This window comes from Nocardia sp. NPDC004582, assembly GCF_053602115.1.
Window position 1 is genome coordinate 1 of record NZ_JBSGCY010000008.1, and the last position, 16,361, is coordinate 16,361.

Sequence of the window (16,361 nt, forward strand, 5' to 3'; positions counted from 1 at the left end):
GCCGGGCCCAGCGCCGGCTCGGGCGGTGCGGTGTGGGGGTGCTCGGGCGGTGCGGCGTGCGGGTTTTCGGTCATCGGGCGCCTCCCGTGGGTACCCGGATGTCCCAGGCTTCGCGGCGGCAGCGCCGGTCCACGTAGGTGACGACCTGGGTCGCGGATTCCACCAGCTCGCCGACCGCCACGATGAGCAGCGCCACCGAGAAGATCAGCACCGTCACCGTCCAGCGGTGGGTGCCGGAGAAGTCGGCGATGAACTGCGGCAGCGCCAGCAGCGGCACGATCAGCACCAGCAGCAGCGCGCGCAAATACAGCCACAGCCCGACCAGCTGCCATTCCGTGCCGCCCGCAAGCAGTTTCGCCCGCCCGGCCGCCTCGCGATAGCCGACCGAGCCGTCGAAGATGCTGGGCACCAGGGTGAATCGCCGTCCGCGCAGCCAGGCCAGCCAGATCACCGCGAACGGCGCGGTGAACATCAGAGGCAGGCCCACGGCCAGTACGCCGACCCCGATCAGCGTGTACATCACCTGATAGGCGAGTAGCGGTCCCGCTCCGGATCGCAGCCGCCCCAGGACACCGCGCCAGGTCGACGGCCTGCGATGAATGACGTCCAGTCCGGCGGGCACGGTCACCCCGCGCACGAAAAACCGTAGCCCCCAAGCACACAGCAGGCTGGTGAGCAGCGCACCCCAGAAGGTGCCGAGGTCGGAATCGCCGGTGATCGCGGCCGCGGCCACGGTGCCCGCGACGGACACCAGCACGGCAGCCACCCACGCCACCCCGAGCAGGGCCGCCAGGATCGTGATCCGCGCCTGGATCAGTGCGAACGGCAGGTCCAGCAGTTCCCGGAACTGCATCGGGCGAATCGGAACAACCGCCGGTTCGGTCGAAGTCGGTTCCCCCACCGAGCCGGTCGGCGAACCGACGGAGTCGGCGGCGGTCGGCAACACGGGCCCGAGTCTATCCGGACTCGGGGCCCAGGAGCCGGGCGACGACCTGCCGGTACATGTCCGGTTCGATCGGCGGCAGTCCCAGCAGCGCGCGCAGGTAGACGCCGTCGCCGACCAGTCGCACGATCTCGGCCCGCACCGGGTCCTCGATCTCGTTGTCCAGGGCCGTCTTCCAGGAGGTCATGACCTCGGTGATGGCCCGATCGGTCTCGGCCTGGGCGCTGTCGGGCGGCGCGTCGACGGTTCGCATGGCGGCGAGCATGGATCGGTACAGCGCGAGTTCCACGGCGTCGGATTCGTCGTCCGGGTGCGGCGCCTGCAGGTACCACTCGGCCACCGATCGGCCCTGTTCGATCGCGGTGCGCACCTGCTGGTCGGCCCGTTCGGTGACGCGGCGCAGCAGTCCGGCGAGCAGCGCGTCCTTGCTCTTGAAGTGATAGAGCAGCCCGCCTTTGGAGACGCCCGCGGTGGCGGCGACGTTCTCCAGGGTCACCTGGGACAGGCCCTTGTCGAGCAGCAGGTTCTCCAGGGCGTCGAGGATCCGGTCGCGGGTGCCGGCGGGGTCGCGGGTGGTCACGGGGCTTGACTGTACCGGCTGGACGGTTCAGGCTGGTACTGTACCGTCTGGACGGTTCAGAACCGAAAGTGAAAGCTGATGACCACCCACTCGACCGCACGCTCCGGAACCCCTTCGACCATCGACCGGCCCGCGGCCATTCGAGCCGTGCCCCAGGCCCGGCCCCGGGACTGGGCCGGGCTCGCCGTGCTGGCCCTGGCGCTGCTGCTGATCGCCGTCGACGCCACCGTGCTCGACCTGGCGGTCCCCTCGATCACCGCGGATCTCGCGCCCACCACCCCGCAGCTGCTCTGGATCATCGACGTCTACTCGTTCGTGCTGGCCGGCCTACTGGTCACCATGGGCACCCTCGGCGACCGCATCGGCCGCCGCCGCCTGCTGCTCATCGGCGCGGCCGGATTCGCCGCCGCCTCCGCGCTCGCGGCCTGGGCGATCAACCCCGAGATGCTCATCGCCGCCCGCGTCCTGCAGGGTGTCGCCGGCGCGACTCTGATGCCCGCCACCCTGGGCCTGATCCGGTCGATGTTCGCCGACGCCCGCCAGCGCACCCTGGCCATCTCGGTCTGGGGCGCGATGGCCGCCTCCGGCGCGGCGTTCGGCCCGCTGCTGGGCGGCTGGATGCTCGAGCACTTCTGGTGGGGCTCGGTATTCCTGGTGAACCTGCCCGTCATGGCGCTGCTGCTGGTGCTGGCACCGATCCTGGTACCGGAATCGCGGGACCCCGACCCGGGTCGCTTCGACCTGGTGAGCGCCGGACTGTCGATGCTGGCCCTGATCCCGGTGGTGTACGCGGTCAAGGAATTCGCGGCCCACGGCCCGAGCCTGAACCTGCTGATCAGCGCCGGTGTCGGGGTGACGGCGGGCGTGCTGTTCGTGCGTCGTCAGCGCGGGCTTTCGGCGCCGCTCATCGATCTGGACCTGTTCCGGCTGCCCGCCTTCCGGGCCGCGGTGTTCACCAACCTGCTGGCGGTGTTCGCGCTGGCGGGGGTGCTGTTCTTCGGCTCGCAGTATCTGCAGCTGGTGCTGGACAAGTCGCCGCTGGAGGCCGGACTGCTGCTGATTCCGGGCACGGTCGGTTCCATGCTGGGCGCGCTCGCCGCGGCCTGGCTGGTCCGGTACTGGCGTCCGGCGACCGTCCTCGCGGGCTCGCTGGCGACGGTCGCGCTCGGCGCCGGCCTGTACTGGCTGCTGCCCACCGATCCCTCGGGTTCGGTGACCCCGTTCATCGTCGGCTTCCTGCTGATCGGACTGGGTGAGGGTGTGGCCCTGACGGTTTCGGCCGACATGATCGTGAGCACCGCACCGGAGGCGCGCGCGGGCAATGCCGCCGCCATCTCGGAAACCGCGATGGAGATGGGTATCGCCCTGGGTGTGGCGGTGCTGGGCAGCGCCGTGATGGCGGCCTTCCGCGGCGGTCTGGACCTGACGCACGTGCCGTCGGGTCAGGCGGACGCGGCGCGTGAGTCGCTGGGCGGCGCCATCGAGACCGCCCGGGCGCTACCGGAACCCGCGGCCGGGGAACTGCTGCACTCGGCGCACTCGGCCTTCGTCAGCGGCATCCATCTGGCGGCCACGTCGACGGCGGCCATCCTGCTGCTGACCGCGTTCGTCGCCTACCGCGCGGCGACCCGCAAGACCGCGGCGGCGTAGTCGAAAAAGGCTGTGGCCCGGATGTTTCCGTGTTCAACGTGAAACATTCCGGGCCACAGCGCGTTCCGAGGGGCTACTGCTGCCCCTTGCCCGGCGGCAGTTCACGCGGGGCGCGGTAGTCGAGTTCGGGATTGCGGCGGCCCGCCAGCGCGTCCTGCTGCGGGGCCGCGGGCAGCGGATAACCCGGATCCACCACAGGGCCCTGGGGGAGCGGGGCGTAACCCGGGTAGGCGGCATAGGGCTGATCCACCACGGTGGCGGCCACGCGCTGCGCGTAGACCTGCTGGGGCGCGCCCTGCGGCAGGTACCCGTACTGCTGGGGCTGCGCGAACATCTGCTGTTGATGCTGCTGCGGCTGCGCGGAATCCTCCGAGTCCACCGTGACCTTGCGCGTGCGGCGCAGGGTGAAGGTGATCTCCTCGGCCTCCTCGAACGCCTGCCGCACGGTGCGCAGCGGGTGGGTGGCGGTGTCGAGGGCATTGGCCACGAAGGACGGGACCAGCGGCCGGATCCACCGGGCGGCGGTGTCGGTGAACGGCACGGTGCCGATGATCGGCAGTTCCAGCCCGCCCCCCTTGGCGGGCTGCGGCGCTTGCCCGGCGGGCGCGAGCGCGCCGCCGGACGGCATGGGGGCCAGCGCACCCGAGGTGAGCTGGGCGGGCAGGTTCGGCGACTGTGTCACGATCCCCTCTTGGGACACGGTGCTGTCCTTTCGATCTCCGGCCGCGGTCCCGGCCGGAAGTTCCAGTCTGGTGGCGGAGTCGAATTCGGCCACCGCCCGCTGCGCGGGCTCGGTGATGCCGATCTCGAAATTGCCGATGGCGGCGATGATGCGGGTGCGCTGCCGTTCCCGGTCGATGGCGGTGTCGGCGTGCGCGGCCAGCCGCGCGGCGGTGAGTTGTTGTTCCGCGCGCAGGTTTTCGGTCTCGACCCGCACCTCGGCCTGTTTGACGGCGATGGCGGTGGCGGCGGCCTGGTCGATCCGATCGGTCTCGGTGCTGACCGCGACGCTGCGGTCGAACGCCGTCTCGCCGCGCCACCAGCGCAGCAGCAATGGCAGCAGGGCGAGCGTGATCAGGAGCAGCGCGGTCGCGAGCCGCAGGACGAACGGCCCGAAATGCGCTGTGGTGTAGTCGTTCATGGCCACCCACCGGGCCCCGAGTCCGCGGTCGCCGTCGGTGTAGGCGGCTTTGCGGGCCTCGGCGAGGCTCTTGTCCTGCTCGGCGACCTTGGCGTCGAGTCCGTCCACCTTCGCCTGTGCCGCCTTGAGCTGGCCGCGGGCGTCCTCGAGCATCTGAGCGGCGGTGCGTTCCTCCGGACCACGTCCGGGCACGCCGGTCCTGGGGACCCCATCGCAGTCCTGAGCCGGGTTGATCTCGCAGCGCGCGATCTTCAGCGCGGTGTCGACAGTGTTCTGCGCCTTGGTGATCTGCTGATCCAGTGCGGTGCGCGCGGTCTTCGCCTGATCGAGGTCGGTGCGGGCGGTGACCACGGCGGGCGCGGATTCCACCGCGCGCTGCGCGTTCTCGTCGAGCAGCCGGTGCACGGTGCCGGAGAACAGCAGGGTGCCGGCCAATTCGGCCACCACCACCCCGGCCAGCGCCGCGACGGCGATGCGCCCGGCGAATTCGGCCACGGCCCGCCGGTTCTCCCGCCGATCGGGCGTCGCGGCGGTGGCGAGGGCCCGGGACAGCGCCCCGACCAGGAGGGTGGCGATCAACGCGATGGCCACGACGCCGAGGGCGGGCCAGCCCGCGGTCCCGGTGGCGGCGGCGGTGATCGCTCCCGCGGTGGCCGCGAACAAGGCCACCACCGCGCCGGTGACGGTGTAGCCCGCGCGCTCGGGACCCACGGTGAGCTGCGGTTGCGCCCCACCCAGCCAGACCAGCAGGTCGCCGGGTCCGGCCGGGGAATGGACGTGGGGATCGGTCATGGGCGGCTCACATCCTCTACGTCCCAGGTGGTTCGGCAGAGCGAAACTGTCGCTGATTCGTTGTCTCAGCGTGACAGGCGTCCGGCGGTTACACCGACCGCGGCGGGTGTGATGTGGCCAGGCTCACATCGCCCGTTTCGGGCCGCTGACGTGGTGTTGATCACCTGGGCCCGGTCTCGGGTATCGCCGAAAACCGTGCCGGGAGACAGTTTTACGGTTTGCTGAACGTGTGCTGAATCCCACATTCAGGAAAAATTCCGTACGGTCCGCACGTTGCGAGGCCATGTCGCCGGGGCGGCCGCCGGAGCGACGGAACTTGTCCGGAAAGTTAGCGGCCTAACGCCCGGTTTGCCGGATCAGCTGGTGGGGAAACCTGTTTCATTGCAGGTGGGAGGCAGTCTGGAGCTGCGCTGGACCGTCCGGCCGTCGACCTCGCGCGTGTGCGTCACAGTGGTGAACTCAACTGAAACGCACGGGCACCCCTGCCTTACACTGGAGAACGCGCGTGTGTTGGAGGACCGGATGTAGAAGCCCAGCTAGAAGCTGGAATTAGCCTTACCTGAGTTGGTTGGGCTCCAGTCCTGACTTATCGTTTGCTCTTACGCCGAACTACACAATTCGGCATATCTCCCCATACGGACGAGGCCCGATCGGTGCTCAGACTAGCGGGCGAGAACGGCACGGTGTGTAGCCAACGCGTAAGAGTTCCGTTACCACCGAGCACCCGACTAGGTAATCGAAGCGGGTGGACAACTGCAAAGTTGACTGCACGGAGTGACCATCAGCGCCGCTGGTCTCCGAAACGTCCGGACGCAGTCCAGACCGGAGGCGTTCGACGAAGGCCGCATTCTTCGAAGGCCTGTTTTTTGTGAAGGCAGAGGCATGACGCAACTTCCTGGCCACAGGTCCCCTGGACCCATCGGGCTCTATGACCCGGCGAATGAACATGACGCCTGTGGCGTCGCATTCGTCGTCGACATGCACGGCCGCCGCAGCCGCGACATCGTCGACAAGGCTATTACGGCATTGCTGAACCTGGAGCACCGTGGTGCGGCCGGCGCCGAACCCAACTCGGGTGACGGCGCGGGCATCCTGATCCAGCTCCCGGACAAGTTCTTCCGTGCCGTGGTCGACTTCGAGCTCCCCGCTGAAGGTTCCTACGCGACCGGTATCGCGTTCCTGCCGCAGGCACGCCGCGAGGCCGCCCGCGCCGGGTACGGCGTCGAGAAGATCGTGCGCGAGGAGGGCCTCGAGGTCCTCGGCTGGCGCGAGGTCCCGATCGACGAGTCGTCGCTGGGCGCGCTGTCGCGCGACGCCATGCCGACCTTCCGGCAGATCTTCATCGCCTCCCCCAAGGGCGGCGCCGAGCAGCTCTCCGGCATGGACCTGGAGCGCCGCGCCTACGTCATCCGCAAGCGCATCGAGCACGAGCTCGGCAAGTCGGGTGCCGGTGAGGGCGCGACCGGCAAGGAGTCGGTGTACTTCCCGAGCCTGTCCGGCGAGACCTTCGTCTACAAGGGCATGTTCACCACCCCGCAGCTGCGGGCGTTCTACCTGGACCTGCAGGACGACCGGGTCGAGTCGGCGCTGGGCATCGTGCACTCGCGCTTCTCCACCAACACCTTCCCGTCGTGGCCGCTGGCGCACCCGTTCCGGCGCGTCGCCCACAACGGTGAGATCAACACCGTCTCCGGTAACGAGAACTGGATGCGGGCCCGTGAGGCGCTGCTGAACTCCAACGTGTTCGGCACCGATCACGAGGGCAACAACCGCCTGGAGAAGATCTTCCCGGTCTGTACCCCGGGCGCTTCGGACACCGCGCGTTTCGACGAGGTGCTCGAGCTGCTGCACCTGGGCGGCCGCAGCCTGCCGCACGCCGTGCTCATGATGATTCCGGAGGCGTGGGAACGCCACGAGTCCATGACCCCGGAGCAGCGCGCGTTCTACCGCTACCACTCCTTCCTCATGGAGCCCTGGGACGGCCCGGCCTCGGTGTGCTTCACCGACGGCACGGTCGTCGGCGCGGTGCTGGACCGCAACGGTCTGCGCCCCGGCCGCATCTGGGTGACCGAGGACGGTCTGGTCGTGCTGGCGTCGGAGGTCGGCGTGCTCGACATCGACCCGGCCAAGGTCGTCTACAAGAAGCGCCTGCAGCCCGGCCATATGTTCCTGGTCGACACCTCGCAGGGCCGCATCATCTCCGATGACGAGGTCAAGTCCTCGCTGGCCGCCGAGTTCCCGTACCAGCAGTGGCTGGACGAGGGCCCGACCAAGCTGAGCGACCTGCCCGCCCGCCCGCACGTGCACATGTCGCACGACCGCGTGCTGATCCGCCAGCAGATCTTCGGATACTCCACCGAGGAACTGAACATCCTGATCTCGCCGATGGCGCAGACCGGTGGCGAGGCGCTCGGCTCGATGGGCACCGACACCCCGATCGCGGTGCTGTCGTCGCGGCCGCGGCTGCTGTTCGACTACTTCTCGCAGCTGTTCGCGCAGGTCACCAACCCGCCGCTGGACGCCATCCGCGAAGAGGTCGTGACCTCGCTGCGCAGCATGGTGGGCCCGGAGGCCGACCTGCTGAACCCGGGCGCGGAGTCCTGTCGTCAGATCACCCTGACACACCCGATCCTGGACAACGACGAGCTGGCCAAGCTGGTCCACATCAACGACGACGGCTCGCGTCCCGACCTGCGTTCGGTCGTCGTGCACGGCCTGTACCCGGTCAAGAAGGGCGGCAAGGGGCTGCGCAAGGCCATCGAGGCCGTGCAGCGCCAGGTGTCGGCGGCCATCGACGGCGGCGCGCGGATCATCGTGCTGTCCGACCGCGAGTCCAACGAGAAGCTGGCCCCGATCCCGTCGCTGCTGCTGACCGCCGCGGTGCACCACCACCTGGTCCGGGAACGCACCCGCACCAAGGTCGGCCTGGTCATCGAGGCCGGTGACGCCCGCGAGGTGCACCACATGGCCATGCTGGTGGGCTTCGGCGCGGCGGCCATCAACCCCTACATGGCCTTCGAGTCCATCGAGGACATGCTGGAGCGCGGCGCGCTGCAGATGCCGGGCAGCACCGGCGATCACGCGGCCGACTTCAAGAAGGCCGTCTACAACTACAACAAGGCGGCCGGCAAGGGCGTGCTGAAGGTGATGTCCAAGATGGGCATCTCCACCATCGCCTCCTACCGTGGCGCGCAGCTGTTCCAGGTCGTCGGCCTGGCGCAGGAGCTCGTCGACGAGTACTTCACCGGTCTGCGTTCGCCGCTGGACGGCATCGGCCTCGACGACATCGCCGACGAGGTCGCGCAGCGGCACCGGATCGCGTTCCTGGAGAACCGCAACGAGCGCGCGCACCGCGAGCTGGAGATCGGCGGCGAGTACCAGTGGCGTCGTGAGGGCGAGTACCACCTGTTCAACCCGGACACGGTGTTCAAGCTGCAGCACGCCACCCGCTCGGGCCAGTACAAGGTCTTCAAGGAGTACACGAAGCTGGTCGACGACCAGTCCGAGCGTCTCGCCTCGCTGCGTGGTCTGTTCAAGTTCAAGAGCGAAGGCCGCCACGCCATTTCGATCGACGAGGTCGAGCCGGCGTCGGAGATCGTGAAGCGCTTCTCGACCGGTGCGATGAGCTACGGCTCCATCTCGGCCGAGGCCCACGAGACCCTGGCCATCGCGATGAACCGCCTGGGCGGTCGCTCGAACTCCGGTGAGGGCGGCGAGCACCCGGCGCGCTTCGAGCCGGAGGAGAACGGCGACTGGCGCCGGTCCGCGATCAAGCAGGTGGCCTCGGGCCGCTTCGGCGTGACCGCGCACTACCTGACCAACTGCACCGACATCCAGATCAAGATGGCGCAGGGCGCGAAGCCCGGTGAGGGCGGCCAGCTTCCGGCGCACAAGGTGTACCCGTGGGTCGCCGAGGTCCGGCACTCCACCCCGGGCGTCGGCCTGATCTCGCCGCCGCCGCACCACGACATCTACTCGATCGAGGATCTGGCGCAGCTGATCCACGACCTGAAGAACGCGAACCCGCAGGCGCGGATTCACGTGAAGCTGGTCGCGGAGCCCGGCGTCGGCACCGTCGCCGCGGGTGTGTCGAAGGCGCACGCCGACGTGGTGCTCATCTCCGGCCACGACGGTGGTACCGGTGCGTCGCCGCTGACCTCGCTGAAGCACGCGGGTGGCCCCTGGGAGCTCGGCCTGGCCGAGACCCAGCAGACCCTGCTGCTCAACGGTCTGCGCGATCGCATCGTGGTCCAGGTCGACGGTCAGATGAAGACCGGCCGCGACGTCATGATCGCCGCGCTGCTGGGCGCCGAGGAGTACGGTTTCGCGACCGCTCCGCTGGTGGTCTCGGGCTGCATCATGATGCGCGTCTGCCACCTCGACACCTGCCCGGTCGGCGTCGCGACCCAGAACCCGGTGCTGCGTGAGCGTTTCACCGGCAAGCCGGAGTTCGTCGAGAACTTCATGCTCTACATCGCCGAGGAAGTCCGCGAGCTGCTGGCGTCGCTGGGTCTGCGGACCCTGGACGAGGCCGTCGGCCGGGTGGACCTGCTCGACACCACCGCCGCCAAGGCGCACTGGAAGGCCGCCAAGCTCGATCTGTCGCCGATCCTGGACGACGTCGAGACCGCGTTCATGTTCCAGGACCGCCGCCGCACCAAGGACCAGGACCACGGCCTGGACAAGGCGCTGGACAACGAGCTGATCGCGCGTTCGGCCGACGCCCTGGAGCGCGGCAAGCCGGTCAAGTTCGAATCCAAGATCACGAACGTGAACCGGACCGTCGGCACCATGCTCGGCCACGAGGTGACCAAGCTGTACGGCGGAGTCGGCCTGCCGGACAACACCATCGACATCACGTTCACCGGTTCCGCCGGTAACTCGTTCGGTGCGTTCGTCCCGGCCGGTATCACCCTGCGGGTGGTCGGCGACGCCAACGACTATGTCGGCAAGGGTCTTTCGGGTGGTCGCATCACGGTGCGGCCGTCCGACGACGCGCCGGAGACGTACGTCGCGGAGCAGAACATCATCGCGGGCAACGTGATCCTGTTCGGCGCCACCAGCGGCCAGGCGTTCCTGCGCGGTGTGGCCGGCGAGCGCTTCGCCGTCCGCAACTCGGGCGCGACCGCGGTCGTCGAGGGTGTGGGCGACCACGCCTGTGAGTACATGACCGGTGGCCGCGTGGTCATCCTCGGTGAGACCGGCCGCAACTTCGGCGCGGGCATGTCGGGCGGTATCGCCTACGTGTACAACCCGAACGGCACCTTCGAGGCCAACCTCAACACCGAACTGGTCGACCTGGAGCAGCTCTCGGCCGATGACGCGCAGATCGTGCACGACATCGTCGCCCAGCACCGCGACGAGACCGGTTCGGCTGTCGCCGAAGGCATCCTGAGCGACTGGTCGCAGCAGGTGACCAAGTTCGTCAAGGTCATGCCGCGCGACTACAAGAAGGTCCTGCTCGCCATCTCCGAGGCCGAGAAGGCCGGCCGGAACGTGGACGAGGCCATCATGGAGGCGGCTCGTGGCTGACCTCATCCTTGCGGTGCAACGCAGCACCATCGTTGTTCCGTGCGCGCAGCGCATTAGTCAGGAGTTCGTAAATGGGTGACGCACAAGGCTTCCTGAAGCACACTTCCCGGGAACTGCCCAAGCGCCGTCCGGTTCCGCTGCGGCTCATGGACTGGAAAGAGGTCTACGAGGAGAATTTCTCCCACGAGACCCTGCAGAAGCAGGCCAGTCGCTGTATGGACTGCGGTATCCCGTTCTGCCACAACGGCTGTCCGCTGGGGAACCTGATTCCCGAGTGGAACGACCTGGTGTTCAAGGGCGCGTGGAAGGAGTCGTTCGATCGGCTGCACGCGACCAACAACTTCCCGGAGTTCACCGGCCGCCTGTGCCCGGCTCCGTGTGAGGCGTCCTGTGTCCTGGGCATCAACCAGGACCCGGTGACCATCAAGCAGGTCGAGGTCGAGATCATCGAGAACGGTTTCGACGAGGGCTGGGTCACCCCGGTCTACCCGACCCGTCTCACCGGCAAGCGCATCGCGGTCGTCGGCTCCGGCCCCGCGGGCCTGGCCGCCGCCCAGCAGCTGACCCGGGCCGGTCACACCGTGACCGTGTTCGAGCGCGACGACCGCATCGGCGGCCTGCTGCGCTACGGCATCCCGGAATTCAAGATGGAGAAGCGCTTCATCGACCGCCGCGTCGCGCAGATGGAGGCCGAGGGCACCATCTTCAAGACCGGTGTGAACGTGGGCGTGGACATCACCGCCGAGCAGCTGCGCAAGCAGTTCGACGCGGTCGTCCTGGCCGGTGGCGCCACCATCGCGCGTGATCTGCCGATCCCGGGTCGCGATCTGGACGGCATCCACCAGGCCATGGAGTTCCTGCCGCTGGCCAACCGCGTGCAGCTGGGTGACCAGATCACCGACGAGGACGGCCTGCCGCGCATCAACGCGCGTGGCAAGAAGGTCGTCATCATCGGTGGCGGTGACACCGGCGCGGACTGCCTGGGCACCTCGCACCGTCAGGGTGCGGAGTCGATCCACCAGTTCGAGATCATGCCGCGTCCGCCGGAGGAGCGGGCTGCGTCCACCCCGTGGCCGACCTACCCGCTCATGTACCGGGTCTCCTCGGCGCACGAGGAGGGCGGCGAGCGCGTGTTCTCCGTCAACACCGAGCGTTTCGTCGGTGCGGACGGCAAGGTCACCGGCTTGCAGGCGCACGAGGTGAAGATGGTCAACGGCCGTTTCGAGAAGGTCGACGGCACCGACTTCACCCTGGAGGCGGACCTGGTGCTGCTGGCCATGGGCTTCGTCGGCCCGCAGAAGAACGGCCTGCTCGAGGGTCTGGGCGTGGGTTACGACCAGCGCGGCAATGTCATGCGCGACCGGGACTGGGCCACCACGGTGCCCGGCGTCTTCGTGGCCGGCGACATGGGCCGCGGTCAGTCGCTGATCGTGTGGGCGATCGCGGAGGGCCGCGCCGCGGCCGCCGCGGTGGACAAGTACCTGGAGGGTGAGACGGCGCTGCCGTCGCCGATCACCCCGACCATGGTGGCGCAGCGCTGAGCCGAGCCCGGCTCGAAAGCCTGAAAAGCACCCCCGGACTTCGGTCCGGGGGTGCTTTTTTCATACCGAAATCGTATGTGAAATGTTTACTAGTCAGTAGCTTCGGGGAGTTTTTCGAAACCCTGGACAGGGGACCAGTTACACCTGTTAACTTACACCCCGTGTGGAGTCCACCACTCCGAGTCGTCCGCAGCGCTCGGTAAGTATGGATCGGTCCCGGAGGATCTCGGGACATCTTGGAGGAGAAAAATGTTCCGCAATCGCCGCGCGGCCGCAATCGCGACCTCTACCGCAATGGTTTTCGCCGGTATGGGCATGACCGCGCTCGAGACCGGTGTCGCTGCCGCCGATGGCACCTGTGCCATCAGCTCGCACGCCGAGAAGAATGACATCAGCACCGTCGGTATCACCATGACCTACGACAAGTCGGTCAACGGTGATTCGCTCGGCGTCGGCACCACCGCCACGTACAAGATCGTCGTCGGTACCACGGGCATCGGCAACCCGTACGTCAACACCATCACCGACTACCCGCCGGCCGGCTTCGGCACGCCGCTCGAGGCCAGCGTCACCGCCTACCACCTGGCCGGTGGCCAGCGCACCGAGGCGGTCACCCCGGAGCCCAACGGCGGCGGCTGGAAGGTCACCAACCCGGGTTGGTTCGTGAACTCCGGCAACCCGGTGACCTACACCATCACCTACCGCGTGCCCACCAACCTGTCGGCCGGCCAGCAGGTCACCAGCGGTGGCATCGGCGTCGCCGGCACCGTGGGCGTGAGCAACAGCCTGCCGAACCTGACCGCGTGCTTCACCGCCCGCCCGAACACCGTCGGCGAGTCCGCCCTGGGCAGCCTGAACAACAACGGCCTGGGCTCCTCGGACGGTCAGACCAGCTCGACCGGCTCGATCTCCGACATCATCTCGGACGCGATCCGCAAGTACATCGGCAGCTGATCCCCGACCGGGCCGATTCGATCGATAGGAACACCCGTACCGATGCGCACCCGTAAGTCACCGGCGCTCACCGCGATCGCGGGCCTGGCGTTCTCGCTGGCCCTCTCGTTGTCGCCGGAAGCCATCGGTACGGCCACGGCCGATCCCGCGAATTCCACGGAATCCCATCTCGTTTCGATCGATCGGCCCGGACAGCGGCAAGAAGAGTTCAAGGTCTATTCGGCCGCCATGGATCGGGAGATCACGCTCCAGGTCCTCACCGCATTCGACAACAGCGTGCCGCGGCCGACGCTGTACCTGTTGAATGGCGCGGGCGGCGGCGAAGATGCTGCGACCTGGTATCGGCAAACCGATATTGTCAGTTTCTTCTCCGACAAGAACGTGAATGTGGTATCGCCGGTCGGCGGTAAATTCTCGTATTACACCGACTGGCAACAGGATGACCCGGCGATCGGCCGCCAGAAATGGGAAACCTTCCTGACCGCCGAACTGCCGCCGATCATCGACAAGGCGCTGAACACTTCCGGGGTGAACGCGATCGCGGGCGTCTCCATGTCCGCGACCTCCGCGTTGAACATGGCCATCCTCGCGCCCGATCGCTACCGCGCGGTCGCCGCCTACAGCGGCTGCGCCTCCACCGCCGACGACAACAGCCGCAAGTACATTCAGATGGTGCTCGACCGCGGCAACGCCGACTCCCGCAATATGTGGGGTCCGCCCGGCGACCCGGACTGGGCCCGGCACGACGCGGTGCTCAATGCCGAAAAGCTGCGCGGCAAGGCGCTGTTCATCTCCAACTCCACCGGACTGCCCGGTCCGATGGACACGCTGGACTCGCCGTCGATCGGCGGTCGCCCGGCGACGCTGGCCAACCAGATCATCCTGGGCGGCCTGATCGAGGCCGCGACCAACGGGTGCACCCATCAGCTCGCCGACCGGCTGGGCGCGCTCGGGATCCCGGCGCAGGTCGAATTCCGGCCCTCCGGAACGCATTCCTGGCGGTACTGGGAAGACGCGTTGCACCGCTCCTGGCCGCTGCTCGAGGCCGCGCTCCAGGGCTGATCCGCCGAGGTTGCCGGATAATGCTGCGCCGGTGAATGTTCGGCCGGAATCGGACGTCTCGAGCCACTCGCCTGGCACTGCTGACTAGGCCCCTTTATGCTTGTCGGCGGTGTGTCGCTGATCTCGTCGACCAGTTTGTTTCGGCGAACTCATACGGGGCGGTTACGTGGGTTAACCCGGAGTGCACCGGAGTGTCATCCGGCGACCGCACCATGATCGGGAATACGGGACGGTGAGATGTCCCGGCACAAGCGTGAACTGGAGCAAGGGTGCGGTTGAAGAATATTGTCGCGGCTGCGGGGGCAGCGGCGAGCGTGCTCATGTCGGGAATCGTCCTGGGCAGCGGTCCCGTTTCGGCGGACCCGGGTTGCCCGCGTCTCTACACGGTCGCCGTCCCCGGCACCTGGGAGACCGGCCACGACAAGGACCCCAAGCCCGGCATGCTGGCCACGGTGACCAACGGTCTGCCCGGTGAGGTCGACTACGTGACCTACGCGGCGACCGCCTTCCCGTGGGAGGGCGACATCTACGCCGCCTCCAAGAAGGAAGCCGTCGACAACGCCCGCGGTCTGGTCCAGGCCATGGCCGCGCGCTGCGCGGGCACCAAGATCGCCATCACCGGCTACAGCCAGGGTGCCGACGCCGCAGGCGATCTCGCCGCCGAGATCGGCACCGGACACGGCGTGGTGCCGCCGGATCGCGTCGCGGCCGTCGCGCTGATCTCCGACCCGCGGCGTTCGCCCACCGACGCCCAGATCGGCCCGTTCGCCCCGGGCGCGGGCGCGGGCGGGGCGCGCGCGGGCGGCTTCGGCTGGGTCAGCGACAAGGTGCGCACCGTGTGCGCCATCGGCGACCTGTACTGCTCCACCGAGGAGACCGACTTCGTCACCCGCTTCGCGGGCTTCCTGGCGCAGGCCACCAACCCGAACAACTTCAACCCGTGGCAGACCCAGCTCGAGTTCGGGTCGATCCTCAATGACCTGATGGCCCAGGGCGGTTTCGGCACCCTGCAGGCGCAGCTGGCCGAGGGCGCCGACAGCGAGTACGCGCACCAGCTCGAGCAGTTCTACCGCAGCGGCAAGCACACCAGCTACGGCAGCTACGGCGTCGGCGGCGGCCAGACCGCGCTGACCTGGATGCACAACTGGATCGCGACCAACGCCTGATCCTGGAGTGAGAGGTCTTGCGCCGCAGGACCGCATCGCATCGAAAAGGCCGCTCCCATTCCGGGAGCGGCCTTTTCGATTGTCCGGGGGTTGCCGGCCGCAGGAGTACCGGGGTCAGGGCAGGGCGCGTTGCGCGCGCGGCAGCAGGTCCCAGACATGGCCGTTCTCGTTGACGGTGGCGGCGGTGCGGCCACCGGTGCGCGAGTACAGGATTCGGGTGATCGAGCAGTAGTCGATCGGGAAGGTGAGCGGCCGCGCCAGTCCCAGCACGTCCTGCAGCAGCACATTGATCACGCCGCCGTGGGCGAACACGACCACGGTGTCGGCGGGCGCGGCGGCCGCCACGATGCCGGTGACGCTGTCACGCACCCGCGCGACGAAGGCGTCGCCGTCGATCTGCTCGGGCAGGTGCCCGGCCTTGATGCGCGCGTAGGTTTCCTGGAAGTCGCGCTGCGCGTCCTCGATCGGGATGTACATCGGCAGATCGCGGTCGTATTCGGCGAGCCCGTCGACGATCTCGATGTCGAGTCCGAGCTTCTCCGCGGTGGGCCGCGCGGTCTCGCGGGCCCGCCGCTGCGGGCTGCTGACCACCCGCGCGATCCGGTGCTGGGCGAGTGCGGCCGGAACCCGGCCCGCCTGTTCGATCCCCAGCGCGGTGAGATCCGGGTCGGCGTGGCCGGACTCGGCCTGGACGCGCTGCGGCTGGGCGTGGCGGACGAGGATCAACTGCACACCCCCACTCTGCCGCACCCGGCCCGCGGCGCACCGCGGGGGTGCCGGGGGTCAGCTCTTCTTGCGGCGCATCAGGTAGACGATGCCCAGCACCAGGATCACGATGCCGATGCAGCAGACTCCCAGGAAGCCCCAGAAGCCCATGCCGCGTTTGCTGCTGGAGCGGCGGGCGGCGGTGTTCTCGAGGGCGGCGTTCCAGGTGTCGGGGTGGGTCCACACATTGTGGTCCAGCAGTGTCGCCTGGGTCATGAGATCTAGGTAGTGCATG

At 68.3% G+C, this 16,361-nt stretch carries 11 protein-coding genes; 6 read left to right on the forward strand and 5 right to left on the reverse strand.

The window, feature by feature from the left end; genetic code table 11:
* Positions 1–70: 70 nt before the first annotated feature.
* Both ACWELJ_RS04240 and ACWELJ_RS04245 read right to left on the reverse strand, forming a co-directional pair.
* Positions 71–946 (reverse strand): hypothetical protein, encoded by an 876-nt coding sequence (locus ACWELJ_RS04240; RefSeq protein ID WP_452364730.1) that lies wholly within the window; start codon positions 944–946, stop codon positions 71–73.
* A 10-nt stretch (positions 947–956) separates the two neighbouring features.
* Complete coding sequence (locus ACWELJ_RS04245; protein ID WP_452364731.1) at positions 957–1,523, reverse strand: TetR/AcrR family transcriptional regulator; 567 nt, start codon at positions 1,521–1,523, stop codon at positions 957–959.
* 78 nt (positions 1,524–1,601) lie between these two features.
* Here ACWELJ_RS04245 and ACWELJ_RS04250 point away from each other — a divergent pair, with 78 nt between their 5' ends.
* Positions 1,602–3,173, forward strand: coding sequence for an MFS transporter (locus ACWELJ_RS04250; protein ID WP_452364732.1), 1,572 nt, complete (start codon positions 1,602–1,604; stop codon positions 3,171–3,173).
* Between the two features lie 73 nt (positions 3,174–3,246).
* Here ACWELJ_RS04250 and ACWELJ_RS04255 read toward each other — a convergent pair whose 3' ends face one another.
* Positions 3,247–5,106 (reverse strand): DUF4407 domain-containing protein, encoded by a 1,860-nt coding sequence (locus tag ACWELJ_RS04255; protein ID WP_452364733.1) that lies wholly within the window; start codon positions 5,104–5,106, stop codon positions 3,247–3,249.
* A gap of 882 nt (positions 5,107–5,988) precedes the next feature.
* On the opposite strand from ACWELJ_RS04255, the gene gltB reads away from it, so the two are divergent.
* From gltB to ACWELJ_RS04280, 5 genes are all read left to right on the forward strand, one after another.
* Entirely contained in the window at positions 5,989–10,638 is a 4,650-nt protein-coding gene (gltB, locus tag ACWELJ_RS04260) for a glutamate synthase large subunit (protein ID WP_452364734.1), read from the forward strand.
* A gap of 71 nt (positions 10,639–10,709) precedes the next feature.
* Entirely contained in the window at positions 10,710–12,179 is a 1,470-nt protein-coding gene (locus tag ACWELJ_RS04265) for a glutamate synthase subunit beta (protein ID WP_452364735.1), read from the forward strand.
* Positions 12,180–12,473: 294 nt separating this feature from the next.
* Positions 12,474–13,133 carry a hypothetical protein gene (locus ACWELJ_RS04270; protein ID WP_452364736.1) on the forward strand — a complete coding sequence of 220 codons (660 nt, stop codon included), beginning with the start codon at positions 12,474–12,476 and terminating at the stop codon, positions 13,131–13,133.
* Positions 13,134–13,175: 42 nt separating this feature from the next.
* A complete protein-coding gene (locus ACWELJ_RS04275) occupies positions 13,176–14,195 on the forward strand; it encodes an alpha/beta hydrolase (RefSeq protein WP_452364737.1) in 1,020 nt (339 codons plus the stop codon).
* A 320-nt stretch (positions 14,196–14,515) separates the two neighbouring features.
* Positions 14,516–15,361, forward strand: a complete 846-nt coding sequence (locus tag ACWELJ_RS04280) for a cutinase family protein (RefSeq protein ID WP_452364738.1) — start codon at positions 14,516–14,518, stop codon at positions 15,359–15,361.
* Between the two features lie 114 nt (positions 15,362–15,475).
* Here the strand turns inward: ACWELJ_RS04280 and ACWELJ_RS04285 are convergent, their stop codons facing one another.
* Positions 15,476–16,093 carry a histidine phosphatase family protein gene (locus tag ACWELJ_RS04285; protein WP_452364739.1) on the reverse strand — a complete coding sequence of 206 codons (618 nt, stop codon included), beginning with the start codon at positions 16,091–16,093 and terminating at the stop codon, positions 15,476–15,478.
* Between the two features lie 51 nt (positions 16,094–16,144).
* Positions 16,145–16,342 (reverse strand): hypothetical protein, encoded by a 198-nt coding sequence (locus ACWELJ_RS04290; RefSeq protein ID WP_452364740.1) that lies wholly within the window; start codon positions 16,340–16,342, stop codon positions 16,145–16,147.
* Positions 16,343–16,361 lie beyond the last annotated feature (19 nt).